General features: G+C 38.2%; 15 protein-coding genes and 1 pseudogene. 4 read left to right on the top strand and 12 right to left on the bottom strand.

Going from position 1 to position 17,235, the window contains the following annotated elements:
• Window positions 1–10 precede the first annotated feature (10 nt).
• The 3 genes from TY16_RS23610 to TY16_RS23600 all read right to left on the bottom strand — a co-directional run bounded on the left by TY16_RS23610 (window position 11) and on the right by TY16_RS23600 (window position 5,514).
• Window positions 11–1,234: an ATP-grasp domain-containing protein gene (locus TY16_RS23610; RefSeq protein WP_043934159.1), complete on the bottom strand. Its 1,224-nt coding sequence runs from the start codon at window positions 1,232–1,234 to the stop codon at window positions 11–13.
• Window positions 1,235–1,665: 431 nt separating this feature from the next.
• The gene (locus TY16_RS23605; RefSeq protein WP_052342845.1) at window positions 1,666–4,710 is read right to left on the bottom strand and encodes an alginate lyase family protein; all 3,045 of its coding nucleotides are present in this window, start codon (window positions 4,708–4,710) and stop codon (window positions 1,666–1,668) included.
• 105 nt (window positions 4,711–4,815) lie between these two features.
• Window positions 4,816–5,514, bottom strand: a complete 699-nt coding sequence (locus tag TY16_RS23600; RefSeq protein ID WP_052342844.1) for a putative nucleotide-diphospho-sugar transferase — start codon at window positions 5,512–5,514, stop codon at window positions 4,816–4,818.
• Window positions 5,515–5,902: 388 nt separating this feature from the next.
• On the opposite strand from TY16_RS23600, the gene TY16_RS23595 reads away from it, so the two are divergent.
• On the top strand, window positions 5,903–6,628 hold the full coding sequence (locus TY16_RS23595) for a glycosyltransferase (RefSeq protein ID WP_043934158.1): 726 nt from the start codon (window positions 5,903–5,905) through the stop codon (window positions 6,626–6,628).
• Between the two features lie 116 nt (window positions 6,629–6,744).
• Here the strand turns inward: TY16_RS23595 and TY16_RS23590 are convergent, their stop codons facing one another.
• From TY16_RS23590 to TY16_RS23565, 6 genes are all read right to left on the bottom strand, one after another.
• The gene (locus TY16_RS23590) at window positions 6,745–7,932 is read right to left on the bottom strand and encodes a carboxylate--amine ligase (RefSeq protein WP_043934944.1); all 1,188 of its coding nucleotides are present in this window, start codon (window positions 7,930–7,932) and stop codon (window positions 6,745–6,747) included.
• Window positions 7,933–8,023: 91 nt separating this feature from the next.
• Window positions 8,024–9,241 carry a glycosyltransferase family 2 protein gene (locus tag TY16_RS23585; RefSeq protein ID WP_043934157.1) on the bottom strand — a complete coding sequence of 406 codons (1,218 nt, stop codon included), beginning with the start codon at window positions 9,239–9,241 and terminating at the stop codon, window positions 8,024–8,026.
• Window positions 9,242–9,290: 49 nt separating this feature from the next.
• Window positions 9,291–10,499, bottom strand: coding sequence for a glycosyltransferase family 2 protein (locus TY16_RS23580; RefSeq protein WP_043934156.1), 1,209 nt, complete (start codon window positions 10,497–10,499; stop codon window positions 9,291–9,293).
• Between the two features lie 22 nt (window positions 10,500–10,521).
• Complete coding sequence (locus tag TY16_RS25455) at window positions 10,522–11,445, bottom strand: UDP-3-O-(3-hydroxymyristoyl)glucosamine N-acyltransferase (RefSeq protein WP_052342843.1); 924 nt, start codon at window positions 11,443–11,445, stop codon at window positions 10,522–10,524.
• On the bottom strand, window positions 11,446–12,261 hold the full coding sequence (locus TY16_RS23570; RefSeq protein WP_231505727.1) for a 3-keto-5-aminohexanoate cleavage protein: 816 nt from the start codon (window positions 12,259–12,261) through the stop codon (window positions 11,446–11,448).
• A gap of 52 nt (window positions 12,262–12,313) precedes the next feature.
• Window positions 12,314–12,970, bottom strand: a complete 657-nt coding sequence (locus TY16_RS23565; protein ID WP_043934154.1) for a PIG-L deacetylase family protein — start codon at window positions 12,968–12,970, stop codon at window positions 12,314–12,316.
• Window positions 12,971–13,683: 713 nt separating this feature from the next.
• Between TY16_RS23565 and TY16_RS27355 the strand changes: the two are divergent.
• The 3 genes and pseudogenes from TY16_RS27355 to TY16_RS23555 form a co-directional block, all read left to right on the top strand.
• Window positions 13,684–13,761 (top strand): annotated as a pseudogene (locus TY16_RS27355) (3-hexulose-6-phosphate synthase); the annotation flags it as partial.
• A gap of 307 nt (window positions 13,762–14,068) precedes the next feature.
• Window positions 14,069–15,286: an ATP-grasp domain-containing protein gene (locus TY16_RS23560; protein WP_043934153.1), complete on the top strand. Its 1,218-nt coding sequence runs from the start codon at window positions 14,069–14,071 to the stop codon at window positions 15,284–15,286.
• 13 nt (window positions 15,287–15,299) lie between these two features.
• Window positions 15,300–15,677, top strand: a complete 378-nt coding sequence (locus tag TY16_RS23555) for a CotY/CotZ family spore coat protein (protein ID WP_043934152.1) — start codon at window positions 15,300–15,302, stop codon at window positions 15,675–15,677.
• Window positions 15,678–16,008: 331 nt separating this feature from the next.
• On the opposite strand, the gene dut is transcribed toward TY16_RS23555, so the two are convergent.
• The 3 genes from dut to rplT form a co-directional block, all read right to left on the bottom strand.
• Entirely contained in the window at window positions 16,009–16,446 is a 438-nt protein-coding gene (gene dut / locus TY16_RS23550) for a dUTP diphosphatase (protein WP_043934151.1), read from the bottom strand.
• Between the two features lie 82 nt (window positions 16,447–16,528).
• Complete coding sequence (locus TY16_RS23545; protein WP_043934150.1) at window positions 16,529–16,801, bottom strand: DUF1294 domain-containing protein; 273 nt, start codon at window positions 16,799–16,801, stop codon at window positions 16,529–16,531.
• A 69-nt stretch (window positions 16,802–16,870) separates the two neighbouring features.
• Window positions 16,871–17,230, bottom strand: a complete 360-nt coding sequence (rplT, locus tag TY16_RS23540; protein WP_043934149.1) for a 50S ribosomal protein L20 — start codon at window positions 17,228–17,230, stop codon at window positions 16,871–16,873.
• Between the last annotated feature and the right edge of the window lie 5 nt (window positions 17,231–17,235).

Genomic DNA, 17,235 nt, shown 5'->3' with positions numbered 1-17,235 from the left:
AATCCCTCCTTTATAGGGGTTCCATGAAAAATTTAATTTCCTTTGCTGCCATTTCAGCAATCTTCTTTGCTTCAGGAAAACTCTCTGCGGAAGCAATCACATAAGCATATCGTTCTCCTAATGAATAGGGAGGAGTTAAAATAGCTCCTTTTCGGGGTTTTACATAAACTTCTTTAACGCCCTCAAGGGATAAGGCCCGATTCTTCCCCGTAACCCTCAAAAGCATCCCCCGTGCTGCTACAGTAATGAATTGGGCAAATACATGTTTGTGTTTACTCTGTGTCAGGTCAGGCTCCTGTCCAAGGTGTATTTTGATAATCTCTTGTACCAGATTGATACCGGTGCCTTCGTGCAGGATTTGATTCATGGCACCGCCCGATACCCTTGGATTGATTTCAATTAGCTTCCACTCCCCGTTTACCCATCTCATTTCCAAATGGCACGAACCCATGGTCATATCCAGGGTCGAAAGCACTTTCTTTACGACAGACTCCAGCTTCTCGTGTTGTGTTTCACTAAGTGAAGCCGGATAGTGATAGCCTGTTACAATAAACCGATCATTTTTGGAGATGAACTGTTCAATAACACCAACTATTAGAACTTTTCCTTCCCATACAAGAACTTCGATTAAGAATTGAGGGCCATTTAAATATTCTTCAATTAAAATAGCCTGTTCAGGAAACTGTTTCCTTAATAATTGAATTCCTTGTTCAAGCTCTCTCTCTGTTTCAGCTAAAATGACATCCTTTGACCCATTTGACTGGGGATATTTAACAATGAGCGGAAGAGAATGTTCAAATCGTTCTACCACTTTTTCGGCTGGTTCCTCAGATGGAATGACTATAAAAAATGGATTCATGTCCAGGTCTTGCAGTGCTTTCCTAACCCTGGTTTTCTCCTCCATTTTGTATATCGCTGCGGGTGAGGGGTGCATAAGACCCAATTCAATTGACAGGAGTGTGGCAGTATACACAAAGGGATCCACCAAACTTAGGCAGGCTTTGATATTTTTCCCTTGTCTCTTCAACAAGCCAAGCTGCCCTTTAAGGCTTTCCCTGTTTTGCAAATCTTCAAGGTAAACCATCTGGTGCACATCTGGGAATTCTTCTCTTTGTTCGATAAATTTTTCCCTGTCTGTAAAAAGGACCGTAAAAAAACCCATCTGTTCTGCTGTTTTAATAGCTTCTCTGCTCGTTCCGGACTTATTGCTTCCGATAAAAATAATGGTATCCATTTTTTCATCCCCCGATTTTCTTAAAAGGAGTTCCTAATTACCTTATTCAATTTCTTTATTGGGGTGTATGTACACATGGAACCAAACACATCAAGGAAATTAGTGAGGATACCATAATTTGAGGCGAAATGTTTTATTCCGTAACTGTATAAACTCTATCCTTATCTTTGCAATAGACAATCTTTGTCTTTTCCGGGTGTAATTCCAGTTATTTGCCTAGGGCTTCCTTCAGATTCCGCGTCGCCACGGACACCCTTGCCTTTGGCTAATGGTTCGCATATCCCAAAGCCTATAGTGAACTTTCACCGCCAAGTTTCTGGCACACAAGTAAAAGGGAACCGGTTTGGCCGTGTTCCCTTTTAGATTTCTAGCATAAAAGTCAGGTAATCTGTGATTCACAGATTTTCCAGAGGGTTATATAAGATCTCTTTTTAAAAAAGTTCCGGAAAACGTTTCCTGATTTTTTGAATTCTTCTCTTATTTTTTATCAGATTTTTCTTAACGTAGTCTTGTTGACGTTTCCCTTTACCTCTATATTTCCTTGTATTTTCCCCATGATTAACCATGTACACTGCCATCCGGCCTGTCAAGTGCTCAAGCTTTCTGCCGTATTCTTCGGCGACATTTTTATAATTCTTATGGCGTTCAAATTTTGAAAAATAACTATTCCTGTCTTTAGGATGTAAAAGAAATTCATTTTTTTTGAAGTACATAATTGCACATGAACCACTTTTGCGCCAAAACGAATTACACCGGGCGATTAATTTATTTGTGACATCATATATATAACCTTTTGTGATAAGATATCCCCTTTTATTATCATCCTTCAGAACAGTTTCAACCAATGATGGATCCAAAATATCATCTGCGTCTAAATGCATATAATAAAGGGATTCATACGTTGCTTGCCTCAATGCTGTTCCAATCATTTGTTTTTTTCTCCCTTTATCTCGGCCAATTTCCTTTACGTTGTTTGGAACTGGAAAACCGGCCAGGAGCACTCGTACATCAAGGCCAAAATAATTAACTGGCGGATATTCATGAGCTGCAAGATAAATAACAAAATTTTTATTTTTTTGCCTGGAAAGAGAATATAACGTGGTTTCTAGATTCTCACAAACTTTTTTCCAGTCCTTGGACACTGCTTTAGCCCTAAGAGGAATTCCAAAAACAAAGCTCGGATGTTTGTTAACAAAATTATCATTTCTCTTAACCTCTGCTTTCCCAATGTTCCAGTAAGGGCGCACACCGTCATGCGGGAAAAATCGTGTTTTCACAGAGTATTTCGAATGAGGAAAAAGAGTTTTATTTAGCTTTAATTTGGATTCCCGAGGTGCAGAAAACCAAATGGGAAGATAGCGTTCTTCATCGAAGTCATCACTCCGTTTATTTGGCCACTTTTTACCCGTATGCGTCAAGAGCCACTGGACGGCTTTTATTAGGCTGGACCCTTTGCGGGATTGATAAGCCCATAAGTCCGTGCCCCATCTTCCGGCAATTTCGGTCATATAGATCCAGCCTTGCAGATTAAAACAACAGTAGTGGGCGGGCTGGGTCCGAACCAGCTCTTTAGGCTGTGCACCGTCTGGCGCAAATTGTGTTTCAATTCTGGATTGAGCTCTTACAATAGCTTCATATAAGACCGGGTTATCATCAAGGAAGTCTGCAATAGCAGCAACCTGCAGATCATAATAGGTTCCATGGTTATTATCCGATAGGCGTTCCCCTTTCCCTTGAGGGGAATGGATAAGCCAATCAAGATAACTTGACAGCCAATCTTTAAAACGTATAAGGTGTTCCTCAGGGATTGTATTCGCCTTGCAAAAAAGGCGGACAGCATCCAAATAAAAGTAGATATCCTTCATTTCAATAATCCCTTTGGTGGTCCCCTGATTGTTATTTCTGCCCCTTCTAACCTGAGCATATTTTAAATGAGGATTCATTTTGGTAGCGGGATTAACAAAGAATCGATAGAGAATTCGTGAGCCATGTTCCGCATATTTCTTTTCGCCAGTAAAAAACCAGGCTAGGGCAAGTGTGATAGAGTCATCAAATACCCGTTGCAGACGGGTTCGGTCATATTTATCACTTTCAGGCTCATACAGCCTTGTACCTGGAACTCTCCTCCCGTCCCGCCTAACATAAGGCAGGCCATCTTTTTTCTTTTTATTTGGCCACCAGTAGGGTGCAGGGTGCCAATAATCGTTTATTATACCGCTAGGGGGAAGGGATTTTTTATCAGTTACTGAATACGGCTCCCTTGTTAATGCCTCTTCAGCATCATCTAAAAGTCTGGTAATCAAAGGCATTTCTGCACCATCAAGAAACATACTCTTCTCCTTCTCGAGTATGTCCATCTGATAAAATAATAACTCTCGACCGCTCTTTCGTTTTGCTATCTTATCTCTGTCTATCGCGCGAATGGTGTTAATGATGGCCTCTGTTCGGGCAAGATTTCTTTGCTTAAAACTCTGTTTTGTATCCTTGTCCAGCACTTTATTCCCAGAAAACATTCTTGCTGCCCATCCTGCAAATCCAAATTGCCCTGCTTCAGGTGATTTTGGACTTCGAACCTGGTCCCATGGGTCGTCCTTCCACTTGTCCCATTTACCTGGAATACCCAACCTCCAGAACAATTCCACTTTGTCCCGCCGGCCATATGGAAAATTCTCATTGAATTCTTCTTTTGAATCACTTCTAAAGATTATTTGCGGTTCTTCAACCGGGCTGGGAGTGAAATTTTCTGAGACAAGCTGAGAGTTGTCTAATACTCTAGCCATCGGGACTGCAAAGTATTTCAGGTATGGTGACTTTCTTATACCTTTACGAATTTCCCTCCAGGCGGAAGAAGTGATAAAACAATTGCCATCCCAAGGCAGCACCCACTTTGCACGCATTTTACCATCACGCAGTGCGATATTCCGGGCACCATTCACGTTCATTACATAATTGATTTTAAGCCTATAGGCTGCTGCAATAGCATTGTTTTTTTGTTCAGACTTCAGACCTTCAAATTCTTTTGTTGCAAGAAATCCAGGTTTTTTAAAGCCATTAGTATCCCAGCCAATTTTTTTATATTCGTCTAAAAAAAATGGCAGATGAATAAATTGTTGATTATACTCCTGCAAGAGTTTTACTATTGTTTCTTCTTCCTCTCGATCAATAATCCGGTTAACAACCCACCGTTTCTCACAATCTTCAAGGTTAGGCTCATTTTCAAGCAAAAATTTTAAGTTATCAAACGTTTGCCCTTCTTTTTGTCTTGGATATATATCGTTTCCAATTATCCTATAAAGAACAAAGGTGTCCGCAACACTATCCAAACCTTTATCCTTATATTCCTCCTTTAACCTTGCGGCTTCCTTGTGGTCGTGCTGTAGCATAGCTGGATTTTTCTTCTTATTAGATAAGGGCTTTGGGCTTCGCGAGGAACCCTTCTTACTTTTGTCTTTTTTTGTTTTTTTTGTATTATGCACTGTATCACCATCCTTTCCAGAATAAGTACAGATTCAAAATGGGAATGTTTATCAAGCAATAATAAGGGTTAACGCGGGGATATCCCTCTTAAAAACTCAAAACGTTTAATTCTTTTGGATATTCCTCAAAAATTGCCGGTAGCTCTTTTTCATTCTTTTTAATCTCGTCTCCCATCGAAGACCACAGTGATGCATGATATTGGGTTTTGGGGCAACATCTTTTCGATTAGGTCTGCTATTCCACTTAAGATGCAGGAATCCAATTTTCGAGGTGTATTTTGTTGGTCCTTCATAGCCAAGTATTTTAACATTTCTGTTTTTATAGCCCAGAAGGTTTAAAAACGCTTGTTGATCCCACCAGCCCTTGCGACGCTTCTTTTTAAACTTCCAAATATGCTCTAAAATCTCCAGCGCTGCAGGATCCCGTTTAACGACGATAACACCGCTATTAGGAAATAGAGGATCTCTTCCGAAATAACTCGTCATATAAACGACATGATTGGATGATAATTCTTTCCGTATATCCTCCGATGGATCCACGATTATAGTATCGGCATCCATCCACATTACAATTTCATAGTATTTTAATAGATTGTATAAAAGGAATACTTTATGTTTTTTAGCCTTTTGTTTTGGAAGAAGGAGTTCTTTAAAAAACAAAGTGTCAATGTTATGAAGTTGGCCGTAATATTCAACCGTTGGTTTCATTATTTCCATTGAAGCAACATGGTCTGTACCTGTTGCTAAACAACAAATAACCATATTACTTTTAGGCTTTAACTTAAAATCGTACGATGGGATCATTTTATCTCTCCTTCATGAGGTCCCTTACTTCATAGCAGCCAGGCTCATTAAATACTTTTCATATTCGCTGTTTAATAACGGTTATTGCCAGTAACTCTAGTTGAGCATTCGAAATGGAAGTCAAATGGAAGCTCACTTCCTCTATAATAATAAGTTTCACTCTCTCGTTACCTTAGCCGCCAATGAAGGAACTTTTCATTGTTGTTTTAGTGTATTCACTTGCTGGATATCTTGCTTAGGTGTTTATCCTCTGTTTAATTGGACATCCGTTTGATTTTCCAGTTATGGCCCTTCTATTATGAATGAAGTCCATTTTCTGTAAATCAAATCACTTGGCAGGACTTGTATTCATATAATAAGAAGAAAACTTTATGGGAGGTCTGAAATATTGGTATCGCTAATTGCCTGCACAATACGGGATATTATGATGGATAATATATTTGAAAACTTTGATAGACAACTATGGGCTGATAAAGAATTAATCATTATATTAAATAATGACAATATGGAGCTTAATAAATGGAAGGAACGGGCACAAAACTATCCGAATGTGTCGGTATACCAGCTTCGGGAAGAAAAAACGCTGGGTGAATGCTTGAATTTCGGCATTGAAAAAGCTAAATTTGATCATGTTGCAAAGATTGATGATGATGATTATTACTCACCCTATTATCTAACAGAGGCGATGGAGATTTTTGATACAACGGACGCACAATTGGTAGGAAAGGGAAAGTCTTTCATGTACTTTGAGGAAAAAAAACTTCTAACAATCCGCCAATTAGGAAGTGAAAATAAACCGGGGAAAAGCTCGCTAAAAGGAGGCACACTTATTTTTAAAAAGGAGCTCTACCCGAATTTGAAATTTCCATCAAGGAAGGGTTCAGGTACCGACAGCAAATTTGTAAAAAGATGCAAGGAGAATAATGTTAGAATCCATACAACCAGCAGATACAATTACGTCTATCTAAGACGCTCAGATAGCAATTCCCATACATTCTCAAGATCAAATAAAGCACTTATAAAAAGGAGTAAAGTAATTGGAAAAGTGAAAAACTATATTCCAAAAATTACAAAGCCAATGGGAATTGGATTTAGTAAAGAAGATAAGGAATAGTAGTTAGTCATTGTCTCCATAATAGAAAAAGGGCTGTTCAAATCTTTGAACAGCCCTTTTTCTATTACATCCGGCTTGGATGGCACTTCTAAATTCAAGTTATGCCAGACCCCTTGTCACTTCCTGCTTTTCCATGCATATTTGAAATCAGAAATTACTCCGCGTATAAATGGCATTGGATCATCAAAACGAAATGATGCAAACGATTTTACTCCGGTAAAAGAGTTTATCCATTTACCAAAGCTCATACCGCCCTTTTTACGTTTCTCCAAAAAGCCTAACAAATATCGCGGAAAGTGGACCCATTTTATCCCCTCCTTTTGATTTAATTCTTTTGGAGGATTTTGGCCGGTTGCCATTAGGTAATATAGATAGGAAAAATCGATTCCTGATGCAAATGACAAACTGTTGGATACTGTCGTCCGGGCATTTATTTCGATAAATTTAAGAGTGCCATCCCGTGGATCCACTTTATATTCTGCATGCGCCAAACCAACAAAATTAAGTGTTTTAAAGAATGATACTCCCAAATTGACGAGTTCTTCATTCTTTTCGCTTTTAACAAGGACGCCTGATCCAAATATGGGTGGATATTGTTGAAGTTTTTGGCTAGAGAACAAACCGATTAAATCCATTTGTTTATTAAAAAGAGTTGCTATTTCGTAAACACAATGATCGTCACCGGGGATGAATTCCTGTATCATTAATTCGCCGAATTGTGCATAAAACGGGTACAAGGTTTTTAACTGAGCTGCGCTTTCAATAATAATTGCCTTTTTATTCAACCGCTTACGGTAATCGGCTGAGAATACAGGTTTTAATATACATGGAAAAACAAGACCATCCATAATATTTTCCAATTGGTCTGGATTTTCTATAAAAAAAGTTTTAGGGGTCGGAATGTTATGCTTGAGAGCTAGATTATAAGTTTGTCTTTTATCTAATACAGATTGGATTAAGGAATGATCTGGCATAATGAATAAAAAGTATTCAGCTAACTGATCTCTGAACTTGGAAATAAATAAAACATAATCATCGGACCCTGCGAATAGGACAGCTTTGTATTTCAAATTTTCCCCTGTTTTAATTAAATGGTCTAACAGTTTATCTTCTTCATATATTGGGTGTGGACAAGGTCCACATATGGCGTGGAGAGTTCTTCCTTTTTTATATTTTGATAAGACATCATATGCAAAAACCTTAATGCCTTTTTGTTTTAAACTGCGGATGATTCCCAGACCATTTATGCTTAAATCTAAAACAACTGCAGGAAGGTCATGCTTAGGTTTTTGATTCTTTGACATTTTCAAAAACATTCACTCCTAAACTCAAAGGATAGGAATTGAGAAAATCAAACTTACCCATTTTATTTGTTTCTTTTGGGCTGGGGTATGTTCATCTATTAATCAACAAATCAAATAGTTTAATTAAATGCGGATATTGTTTGTACGAATCAATTTCATTTCTTTGATTAATAATTCGGGCTTTTCTTTTTCGGTCTTCCTGGATACCCACACTTTGCATTAAGTTTATGACCTGCTTGCCCTGGGAATCCAAGATTGCTGCTACTTGCAATAACTCAACAATACATTGGTTAAATTCTTCATACATTCCAGGGAACTTCCTTTTTAGGGAATAATGTTCATTCATGATGAAATTCATGAATGTGTAGTCTTCTTTTTGAATAGATTTTAAGGATCTGATGCAAACATCCAGAACGGGATGCTTTTTTTGAAAAAGTACCCGGTTCTTTTTTCCTTGCTTTGAGTAGCCTGCCACTATGGGGTGCTCCTGGTGGTAGCGAATTAATTCCGGTTCTACAACAAACGTAACACCAGCTTTTTTTAATCGGAAAGCCAAATCATGGTCTTCTGTTCCCCAACCCTTATAATCTTCATCATAACCACCAATCCTGTCAATTGTGTCTTTTTTTACAGAAAGGTTACCAACACAAGCCAGCCAATTTATATGACTAAAATCAAAATGATCTCCTAATTGTTCCAAAACATTATTGGTATGCTTTTTTGTAATGGACAGCATCTCTAATTGCGAAAAGTTTCTGATGTCTTCCTTTTTTAAAAGGATGCTTGGAGATTTGATTCGTTTAACATATCGACCAATATTTTTTGAATGGATTTTTTTCCCGAGCAGCTTCGAAAACCATCTTCTGGTGAGCTTTTTTTTAAGTAACCTGGAAAGATCTTTTGTTTGTTTTGAATTAAAATCTGGAAAGAGACATGAATAAAGTTTATGTCGTTTCCTCCCGCCGATTACTACTGCATGATCCTTTGATTGATGATGCTTTAAATGATTTTCAACATATTTAGCATCAACAATCATCTCCGCATCCAAAAAGATAACAACTTTACCCTTGGCTATCCGGAGTCCTTTATTCCTGGTAGCGGCGAGACCTAAATTCGACTCATTGCGAATGTATTTAAACTTATAACGTGGAGAGAACTGCTTAAGGAGCGGGGTATCATCGGTAGAGGAGTCATCTATTAATATGACTTCCATCTTAGACAAATCATACGTTTGATTCTCTAAAGAGAACAGACAAAACAAATTTAAAGGGTAACGGTTAAAGGACGGAATAATAATGCTAACATCCATATAATGACCCCTTTCAACAGTTTTCTTAAAACCGTTTTACACAAAAATTTTATCGGTCCACAAGCAAGTCGAATAATGCGATTAAATGTCTATAACTCTTAAAGGATTCAATTTCACTTCTTTGCTGCATGATTCGTTCCTTCCTTTCACTGCCTGCTTCAATACCTGTCTTCGCCAAAAGATTCTTAATTGCTTTTTTTTGTGCTTTTAATTTTGTGATTTCTAGGAGCATAAGAATAATAGAATCCTGAAAATCAGTATACCTTCCAGGAAACTTACCCATAAGTAATATATATTCCTCTAGAACCTTTTCCGCAAATACGTAATCAAATTTCTTGATAAATTTAAGAGATCTTATACAAACATCTAGCGTTCGATGTTTTTGTTGAAAATACAAGAAATTTTTCAACTGTTTCTTTTTTTTATTTCGAGGTACGGCATGTTCTTGGTGATATCGTTTCAATTTTGGGTCTACTTTAAATTTTGCTCCAGCTTTATATAGCCGGTAAGCAAACTCCCTATCTTCTTCTCCCCACTGGGTAAATTTTGGGTCATATCCTCCTGTTTTTATGATGAAATCTCTCCTCAAGGAAATATTACCGAGGCAAGCCATCCACGCTATTGGACTGGTTTCCAAACGATTTCCCAGTCCTTTCAATATATTTTTCGTTAGTTTTTTTTGTACAGTATACGGTGCTAAACTTCGGAAATCTGTAATATCCTTTTTACCAAGAAGAGGAATTGGAGCGTTTATTTTACGCGTAAACGGCCGAAGTTTTTCGCCTTTCATCACCTGTTTTAATCGTGCCCTTACCTTTTTGCTTTTTTTGGCGAGAACTTTTAGTTCTTTTATTTGCGCAGAATTAAGCTCAGGGAAAAGGTAAGAATACATTTTTACACCTACTCCACCTCCAATGACAACTGTATTTTCCTCATTGAGATGGTGCCGATAGTTATTTTTTACATATTCTGGATCGGCGACCATTTCTGAATCCAAAATAATAATAATCTCTCCTTTAGCCTCCTTGATTCCTTTATTTCGGGCAGCTGCTAGGCCCAAATTATCACTGTTACGAATATATTTAAATTTATAAGGGGGCTGATAATCTTTAAGAAGGGGGGTATGATCCGTAGATGCATCATCAATTAAAATCACTTCCATTTTAGTCAGGTCAAAGGTCTGTTTCTCCAACGCATATAAACTTAGGAGTAAATGAGAATATCGGTTAAAAGATGGCATGATTATACTAACATCCATATGTTCACCTCCCTCAAAAATACTATTTGCTACCCTTTTTGTTTATCGGTTTAGCTGGTATCCCGGCCACCGTATCGAAAGCATTTACATCTCTAATAACTACTGATCCCATTCCGGCAAGTGAACCTTCTCCTATCGTAATCCCTTGTTTTAAAATTACTCCAGGAGCGATCCAGCTGTTTTGCATAATGGTTGTATTCCCCCCCAGATGTGTTTGATGGGTAATCATTCCATGTTCATTAATGACCACATCATGAGATATGTGATTTAAGTTGCCAATCTTAACATTCTTTTTTATGACTGTATCGGATAACTTGCCTCTTGCTATTACTGTATTACTTCCTACTTCAACATAGTCACCTAATTTAACTCCTCCAAGATGGGGAAATTTCACATATTCTCCTTGTAAGTTCTTTTGATAACCAAACCCATCTGCCCCTATCACAGCTCCGCTGTGGATGATGCAATTTGAACCAATAGATACATTATTGCCGATAACCACATTGTGAAAAATCCTTGTTCCTTCATCGATACATACGTTGTCCCCTATTATGACACCATGACCAATATATACATTTCTGCCTATTTGAACATTATTCTGGCTAATTACCGCTGTATCGGAAATGCCTGTAAGTGTCGGTTTGGGAAAAAATTCATTCACCACGACAGCAAACGCATCCCTCGGATTTTCAACAGGAATAAAAACGATTCCTGCATGTTCAGGAACAACAGCTTTAACGGAGCAAATGACTGCTGCACTTTTTATAGTCGACCACTCAAAAGTCTGAGCTTCCATTCTTGATAAAGTGTTTGCTTTTGAATCATATATTGAAGAAAAACCTGTGATGACCAAGTCTTTGTTAATTTCCCCTTTGGCCGGTTGGGTGAGCAATTTGTTTTCCCTTAAAAAATCTAATAAAGTGCCTAGTTTAAGCTTCATCTCCATCTAAAAATCCTCCCCAACTCCGAGAATCTTCCTGGCTTCTTTTGGTGTGGCAATCTCTCTGTTTAGGTCAGCCGCATATTGTGCCAACCTTTCTACTAGCTGAACATTATTCCTTGCCAGCTCACCGTATTTGAAATAAACGTTATCTTCCAGCCCGGTTCTAATATGCCCCCCTTGAATAATACCTAATAAATTCATGGGTAACTGCCCCTTGCCCACAGCTGCAATTGACCAGGTACTATTTGATGGAATGCTCTCTGTTAAATGAAGAAGGTTCTTGGCATTGGCTGGAATACCTCCTGGAACCCCCAGCACAAACTGAAAGTGCAAAGGCTCTTGCAATAGTCCTGATTTAGCCAGCTTTAAAGCTTGGTCAATCATTCCAAAATCAAAAATCTCTATTTCTGGTTTTATTTTGTATTCATTTATCTTTTCTGCAAGCCTGCGAACAAATGCAGGAGAATTAATCATGACACTGTCTTTGCGGTTCATGGACCCCGGTGTGAAAGTCGCCATTTCTGGCTTACAGACAAGGTGATTCCATCTGTCTGCTTCAACCCCTTTTTGTCCCCATCCTGTAGTAGTTAAATTGATAATAACATCGCACCGTTCCCTAATTTTCTCCACTATCTCTTGATACAGGTCGACACGCTGGCTTGGAGTACCATCGTTTTCACGGGCATGAATATGGGCAATCGAAGCACCTGCTTTCCAGCATTCATAAACGTCATTTGCGATTTCATCAGGTGTTATGGGAAGGTATGGGTTATCTCTTCTTGTTGTAACGCCGCCAGTAACAGCAGCAGTGATAATCATTTTCTCCAAGTTTTTCGCCTCTCTTTTGATTTCTAGACAATTTTATTTGCCCTTACTTCCATATTCTTCTTATAACCTCAAACGCTTCTGCATGTTCCAAACCCACTGTCATCCCTCTTACCGATGCTAAAGACTTAACACCTTCATAAGAGCGCGGATGAGGATAAGGGCGCATTTCCACATCATACTCCTTCAGCGCGAGAAGTTTATCCTGCAAGGTATCCGAAATATTAACGAAATAATTAGGCTTAAATGTTCGATCATTCGTTTGCTCCGTCCATTCACTCGAAGAGACGGTCTCGAAACAAAGAAGTTCAACCATCGTTTTACCAGGAAGCGGCCGTGCAGCCGTTAATACTGCCTGGTAAGTGACCTGATGATCTTTATTTAAATCTCCATAATGATGAGTGAGAATCATCTCAGGATTGTAGATGTCAAGTAACTTTTCAATTTCTTTCGTAATTTGATGGAGGGGGATTGTATGCATCCTCAAATTAGGAAGTTTAAGAAAATGAAACTCCTTTACACCAAGAATCTTGTTAGCCTGTTCTATACACTTTTCAATACGATGCTCTTCTTCTTTGCGGCCCTTTGCAGTAATAATGGTAACGACTTCGTATCCACTGTTTACCAATTTCTTGATCGTACCACCACACCCCAATATTTCATCATCCGGGTGAGAAACTATGACAAGAACTTTTTTCTTCAAAATTATCACCTCTAACTGTAAATTCAGCGACTTATTCGAAACCGCTTTATAGGACGAACGAGCCTTTTCAATAAGATATTCAAGCACTCTGGCAAACTAAATTTCCTCTGCGGATGACTTCTGGCCATTCCCCTGCTCTTCTTGCGGTCCTCCACTGAACTATCATCGACTGAAAAAGTCCATTCTTTTTAAAGTTTATATAAAAAAGAAGGCTGAATTATCGAGGGATTCCATCCCGCCACATCGATTATTTGCAGCTTTTTAACGAGTCTTCTAGCATTGTTAAAGTTTCCGTAGCCTGTGAAGCATTGTTTTCAGCTGAGTAGTCTTTTTCATCGCCCATTTCCTTTCATGTTAATCCTTGAAAGGCTGATTATCATTACACAATCCAACCCCATTCGGAATAAGCCTTTTTTAAAACGGGCCCTTACAAGTAACAATACATATTATGTCAGAGGCATGTTTTGGTCCGGGCTTTTCATGATTTTATAAACACACCTATAAAGCATGAGGTTTGGCCCCATGCTTTATAACCGTAAGGCATAGATTTCTTGCAAATTACCAATTAGAAGTAAGATAGAAGTAAGAATGATGGAAGATGAAAAAATAGGTTATGGGGTAAATTTTGAATGGATTGGCATCGATCAATTAATTCAAAATAGATGTACAAGTCCGGCATTTTACTCGAGTAGCAGAACAATTATCCTTTTCCCATTTGTGTACATACAAGTTACGATCTACAAGCGTTAGTTAAAAGTTCCTTTAAAGATCTGTACACGATTAAGAGCGTTAATGAATTTAGGATCAGATGCATGCGGGGATGGTGGCTTGCACAGATTTAACGATAAATTAAGACTTGTGGAGAACAAAAAAGTACAGTTTACTGTTGAAGGCACACCGCTAAACCACATTTTTCCAATAACCGAATTATGCTTTGTTTTGCAAGCTGACTTTAAGCGGTCTGCTTCTCTTTTCATTTTATTAGGTTTCCAGTCAGCATAAAAAACTTTAATAAATTTAAGTCAAGATAGTTTCCAAGCATATCGGTATTGAATATAAATACATAAAATCAAGGTATTTGAGAGAAGGGCTTAAATTTTGAAATCTGTTGTTTTTATCGAGACAAATCGATATGGCTCCAGTATGGAAGGAATGATCACTGCTGGAAAACTCGGATACGATGTTCATTTAATTACAGCAAAGAAACGTTATCACGAAGAACGGATTCCGGAAATAAACGCAGTACATTTTATAGCGGATCTAAACGAAGAAAACATCAAAAAAACAATCACCGAAATAAAAAGAGATAAAGATGTATTACTCATTATTAGCTTTGTGGATCCTTTCGTTTCACTAGCCGCAAAAATGAATCTTTTTTTTTGCGGGGGAAACATAGATCATGAAGCATTAAGAATAATGGAGAACAAGATTTTCTTTAGATCCCATTTATCGCACCTCCAATCTTCACCCAATTACCAAATCATCCATGATTATACATCGTTGAATAATTTGTACCTTCAACTTAAAGAAAATTATCCCATCGTTCTCAAATCGCCCTCATCCTCCGGCTCAAGGGACGTGTATTTCATTCATTCAGAAAGTCATTTAAAAAACAGAATAAAATTTTTAAAAAGAAAAAAACCAAATGAGGATTTGCTTATTGAAGAGTATCTTGAGGGGACTCAATATATTGTAGAAGCAATTGTTTACAACGGGGAAATTCAAATTGCAGCTATTATTGAACAGGAAATTACAAAACAATTTAAATTTATCGTAACAGGTTACAGTATTTCACCTGTTATGGATACAGAAGCAGTCGATGGCATAGTGGAAGTTACTTGCTCAATCCTTAAGGAACTTAAATTTGAAAATGGGAATTGCCATCTGGAACTTCGAAATGTAAATGGAACCTGGAAACTCATAGAAATCAATCCCCGTATTTCCGGAGGGCCGATAAATAAATTAATCGAATACGCTTACGGGTTTAACTATACCGAGCAAATAATAAATCTTTACTTGGGAAAAAAGCCGGTTATTGAATCGCAATGGAAACAATTTGTCCATGCTCATTTATTTACAGTCAATCAAGTAGGTAAATTAGTAAAAATGACTGGATTGGAGGAAGCCCAAAAGGCACGGGGCATCATTGATATTTTTATAAAAGCAGAACAAGGGCAAATTCTCTCCCCTCCACTATCCATGGGTCATAGGTATGGGTATGTGATTGCAAAAGGGAAAACAAAAGAAGAGGCCAGAAGCCTTGCGATATCGGCTTCAAAAAAGGTTAAATTTGAATTGGCTCCCTATAAGGGTTAAGCGAGGTGAAATCATGGATAAATTGAATAATAAACGAAATACATGCTTTGGCGAACTTCTAGAAAGAATGAAGGAGGTAAAAACACCTTGTGGTGTATATATAAAAAAGGGGAATCTCTTTAAGTTTCCGGCAAGCCATTCCTACTATGATTGTGTGCTTACTCCTGTATTTAAGATAATGAGGGTTGAGAAAAAAACAGGTTGCATAGAACTATCACCACTTATTCCGATTGATATTGAAGGCTGCCCATCAGACCTTTGCGAAGATTTATTCTCTCTGGTAGAAACAAATGACAGTTTCACTTTCCAGCTGGACTGTATATGTGGAATAATAGGCCTCCCCGCTGAATTAGTAAATCAATGTTTACCTCCGATTGAGCCCAAATGCTAAAAGGCTTTCATTTAAAGCCTTTTAGGATTTTTATAGGACCCGGATAAAGGGTCCTTTTAAATTGAATGAAGCTTAGCCCGAAGTTAGCTTCTCAATACTACCAAATGAATTTCGCATTGATTTTTTGATTAATACATTTGTGTTCGAGTCTGTTAATTGTGTTAATAAATCAACTAATACATCTTCATCCTCAAGGACCGTTATATTTTTCTTGTCAATACCTAACTTAAGAGCTCTGCTCGCAGTGAATTTTGATTCCTTCCCTACAGAAATAGGGCTTATCTCTTATTCATGTGATTAAACAAGCAATTAAGCAATGTAAAAATTACTTTTATTTTATTCCTGAGGACCCGAATCCATTCATACCTCTCTTGGATTCGGAAACTTCAGTAACTTCCTGTACTTCCACCTTTGCGACTGGTGCAATGATAATCTGTGCAATCCTCATTTGCTTTTCTACCAGGAATTCTTCTTTTCCATGATTGATTAAAATAATTTGTATTTCTCCCCGGTAGCCTTCGTCAATCGTCCCGGGACTATTTAGTACCGTCACGGCATTCTTTAGAGCCAAACCGCTCCTCGGCCTCACCTGTGCTTCCGTGCCCTCTGGAAGTTCCAAAATGATGCCTGTACGAATTAATTCAGCTTCTCCAGGCCTGATTATCTTTTCTTCCACTGAATACAAGTCGAGCCCAGCATCTCCAGCATTTGCCCTAAATGGCAATTTCGCATCCTTATGTACTAATTTCACTTTTAACGTATAATCCATGTTTGAATCTCCTCCAACACGCACTATGTGCCCGTTTTCTTCATCCATGTCTCTGTATAGGTACATAGAAACCATATTTTGTTTATAAAAATTTCATTGATAAATAAAGAATGGCCACGATTTCAAGAGTCGCAAGTAAAGGGAAACCGTATTTAAATAGCGCATGCTTTGTTTTATGGCGGAAGTAATTCATTCCTATCGTTGCTCCAAATGCACCTCCAGCTAATGCTGAAAGCCACAGACTTTGTTCAGATATCCTGTATTGCCCGTTTCTTGCCCTTTTTTTATCAATTCCCATCAGCGCGAAGGATATGACATTTACAACAAGCAAATATGTAAAAAACACCTTCCCCATTGAATTTCCCCCTAACTTATGAAGAAAAAGCCATTCCCAGTTATGGAAATGGCTTTATATCATTAAGATTTACTTGTTGTATTGTGCTTTAGCAACATCAGCAAGTTGTGCAAATGCTTGAGCATCGCTTACTGCAAGCTCAGCAAGCATCTTGCGGTTCACTTCGACGCCAGCAAGCTTTAGGCCATGCATCAGGCGGCTATAAGAAAGGCCGTTGATGCGTGCAGCTGCATTGATACGAGTGATCCAAAGCTTACGGAAGTCGCGCTTTTTCTGGCGACGGTCACGGTAAGCATATTGCAGGGACTTCATAACCTGCTGGTTAGCAACTTTATATAATGTATGTTTAGAACCGAAATAACCTTTAGCTAATTTAAGAACTCTTTTACGACGCTTGCGCGTTACAGTACCGCCTTTTACACGTGGCATGTAAT

The organism is Bacillus sp. EB01 (genome assembly GCF_000613125.1).
Taxonomy (GTDB): domain Bacteria; phylum Bacillota; class Bacilli; order Bacillales; family Cytobacillaceae; genus Bacillus_D.
Note: the sequence above shows the minus strand (reverse complement) of the source record. Positions and strands in the feature narration are given on the sequence as shown.

Bases quoted from the DNA above. Each gene is read 5' to 3' on its own strand.
- TY16_RS23610 (WP_043934159.1), bottom strand. From the start codon at position 1,234: ATGGATACCATTATTTTTATCGGAAGCAATAAGTCCGGAACGAGCAGA.
- TY16_RS23600 (WP_052342844.1), bottom strand. From the start codon at position 5,514: ATGATCCCATCGTACGATTTTAAGTTAAAGCCTAAAAGTAATATGGTT.
- TY16_RS23590 (WP_043934944.1), bottom strand. From the start codon at position 7,932: ATGTCAAAGAATCAAAAACCTAAGCATGACCTTCCTGCAGTTGTTTTA.
- TY16_RS23585 (WP_043934157.1), bottom strand. From the start codon at position 9,241: ATGGATGTTAGCATTATTATTCCGTCCTTTAACCGTTACCCTTTAAAT.
- TY16_RS23580 (WP_043934156.1), bottom strand. From the start codon at position 10,499: ATGGATGTTAGTATAATCATGCCATCTTTTAACCGATATTCTCATTTA.
- TY16_RS25455 (WP_052342843.1), bottom strand. From the start codon at position 11,445: ATGGAGATGAAGCTTAAACTAGGCACTTTATTAGATTTTTTAAGGGAA.
- TY16_RS23570 (WP_231505727.1), bottom strand. From the start codon at position 12,261: ATGATTATCACTGCTGCTGTTACTGGCGGCGTTACAACAAGAAGAGAT.
- TY16_RS23555 (WP_043934152.1), top strand. From the start codon at position 15,300: ATGGATAAATTGAATAATAAACGAAATACATGCTTTGGCGAACTTCTA.
- dut (WP_043934151.1), bottom strand. From the start codon at position 16,446: ATGGATTATACGTTAAAAGTGAAATTAGTACATAAGGATGCGAAATTG.
- TY16_RS23545 (WP_043934150.1), bottom strand. From the start codon at position 16,801: ATGGGGAAGGTGTTTTTTACATATTTGCTTGTTGTAAATGTCATATCC.
- rplT (WP_043934149.1), bottom strand. From the start codon at position 17,230: ATGCCACGTGTAAAAGGCGGTACTGTAACGCGCAAGCGTCGTAAAAGA.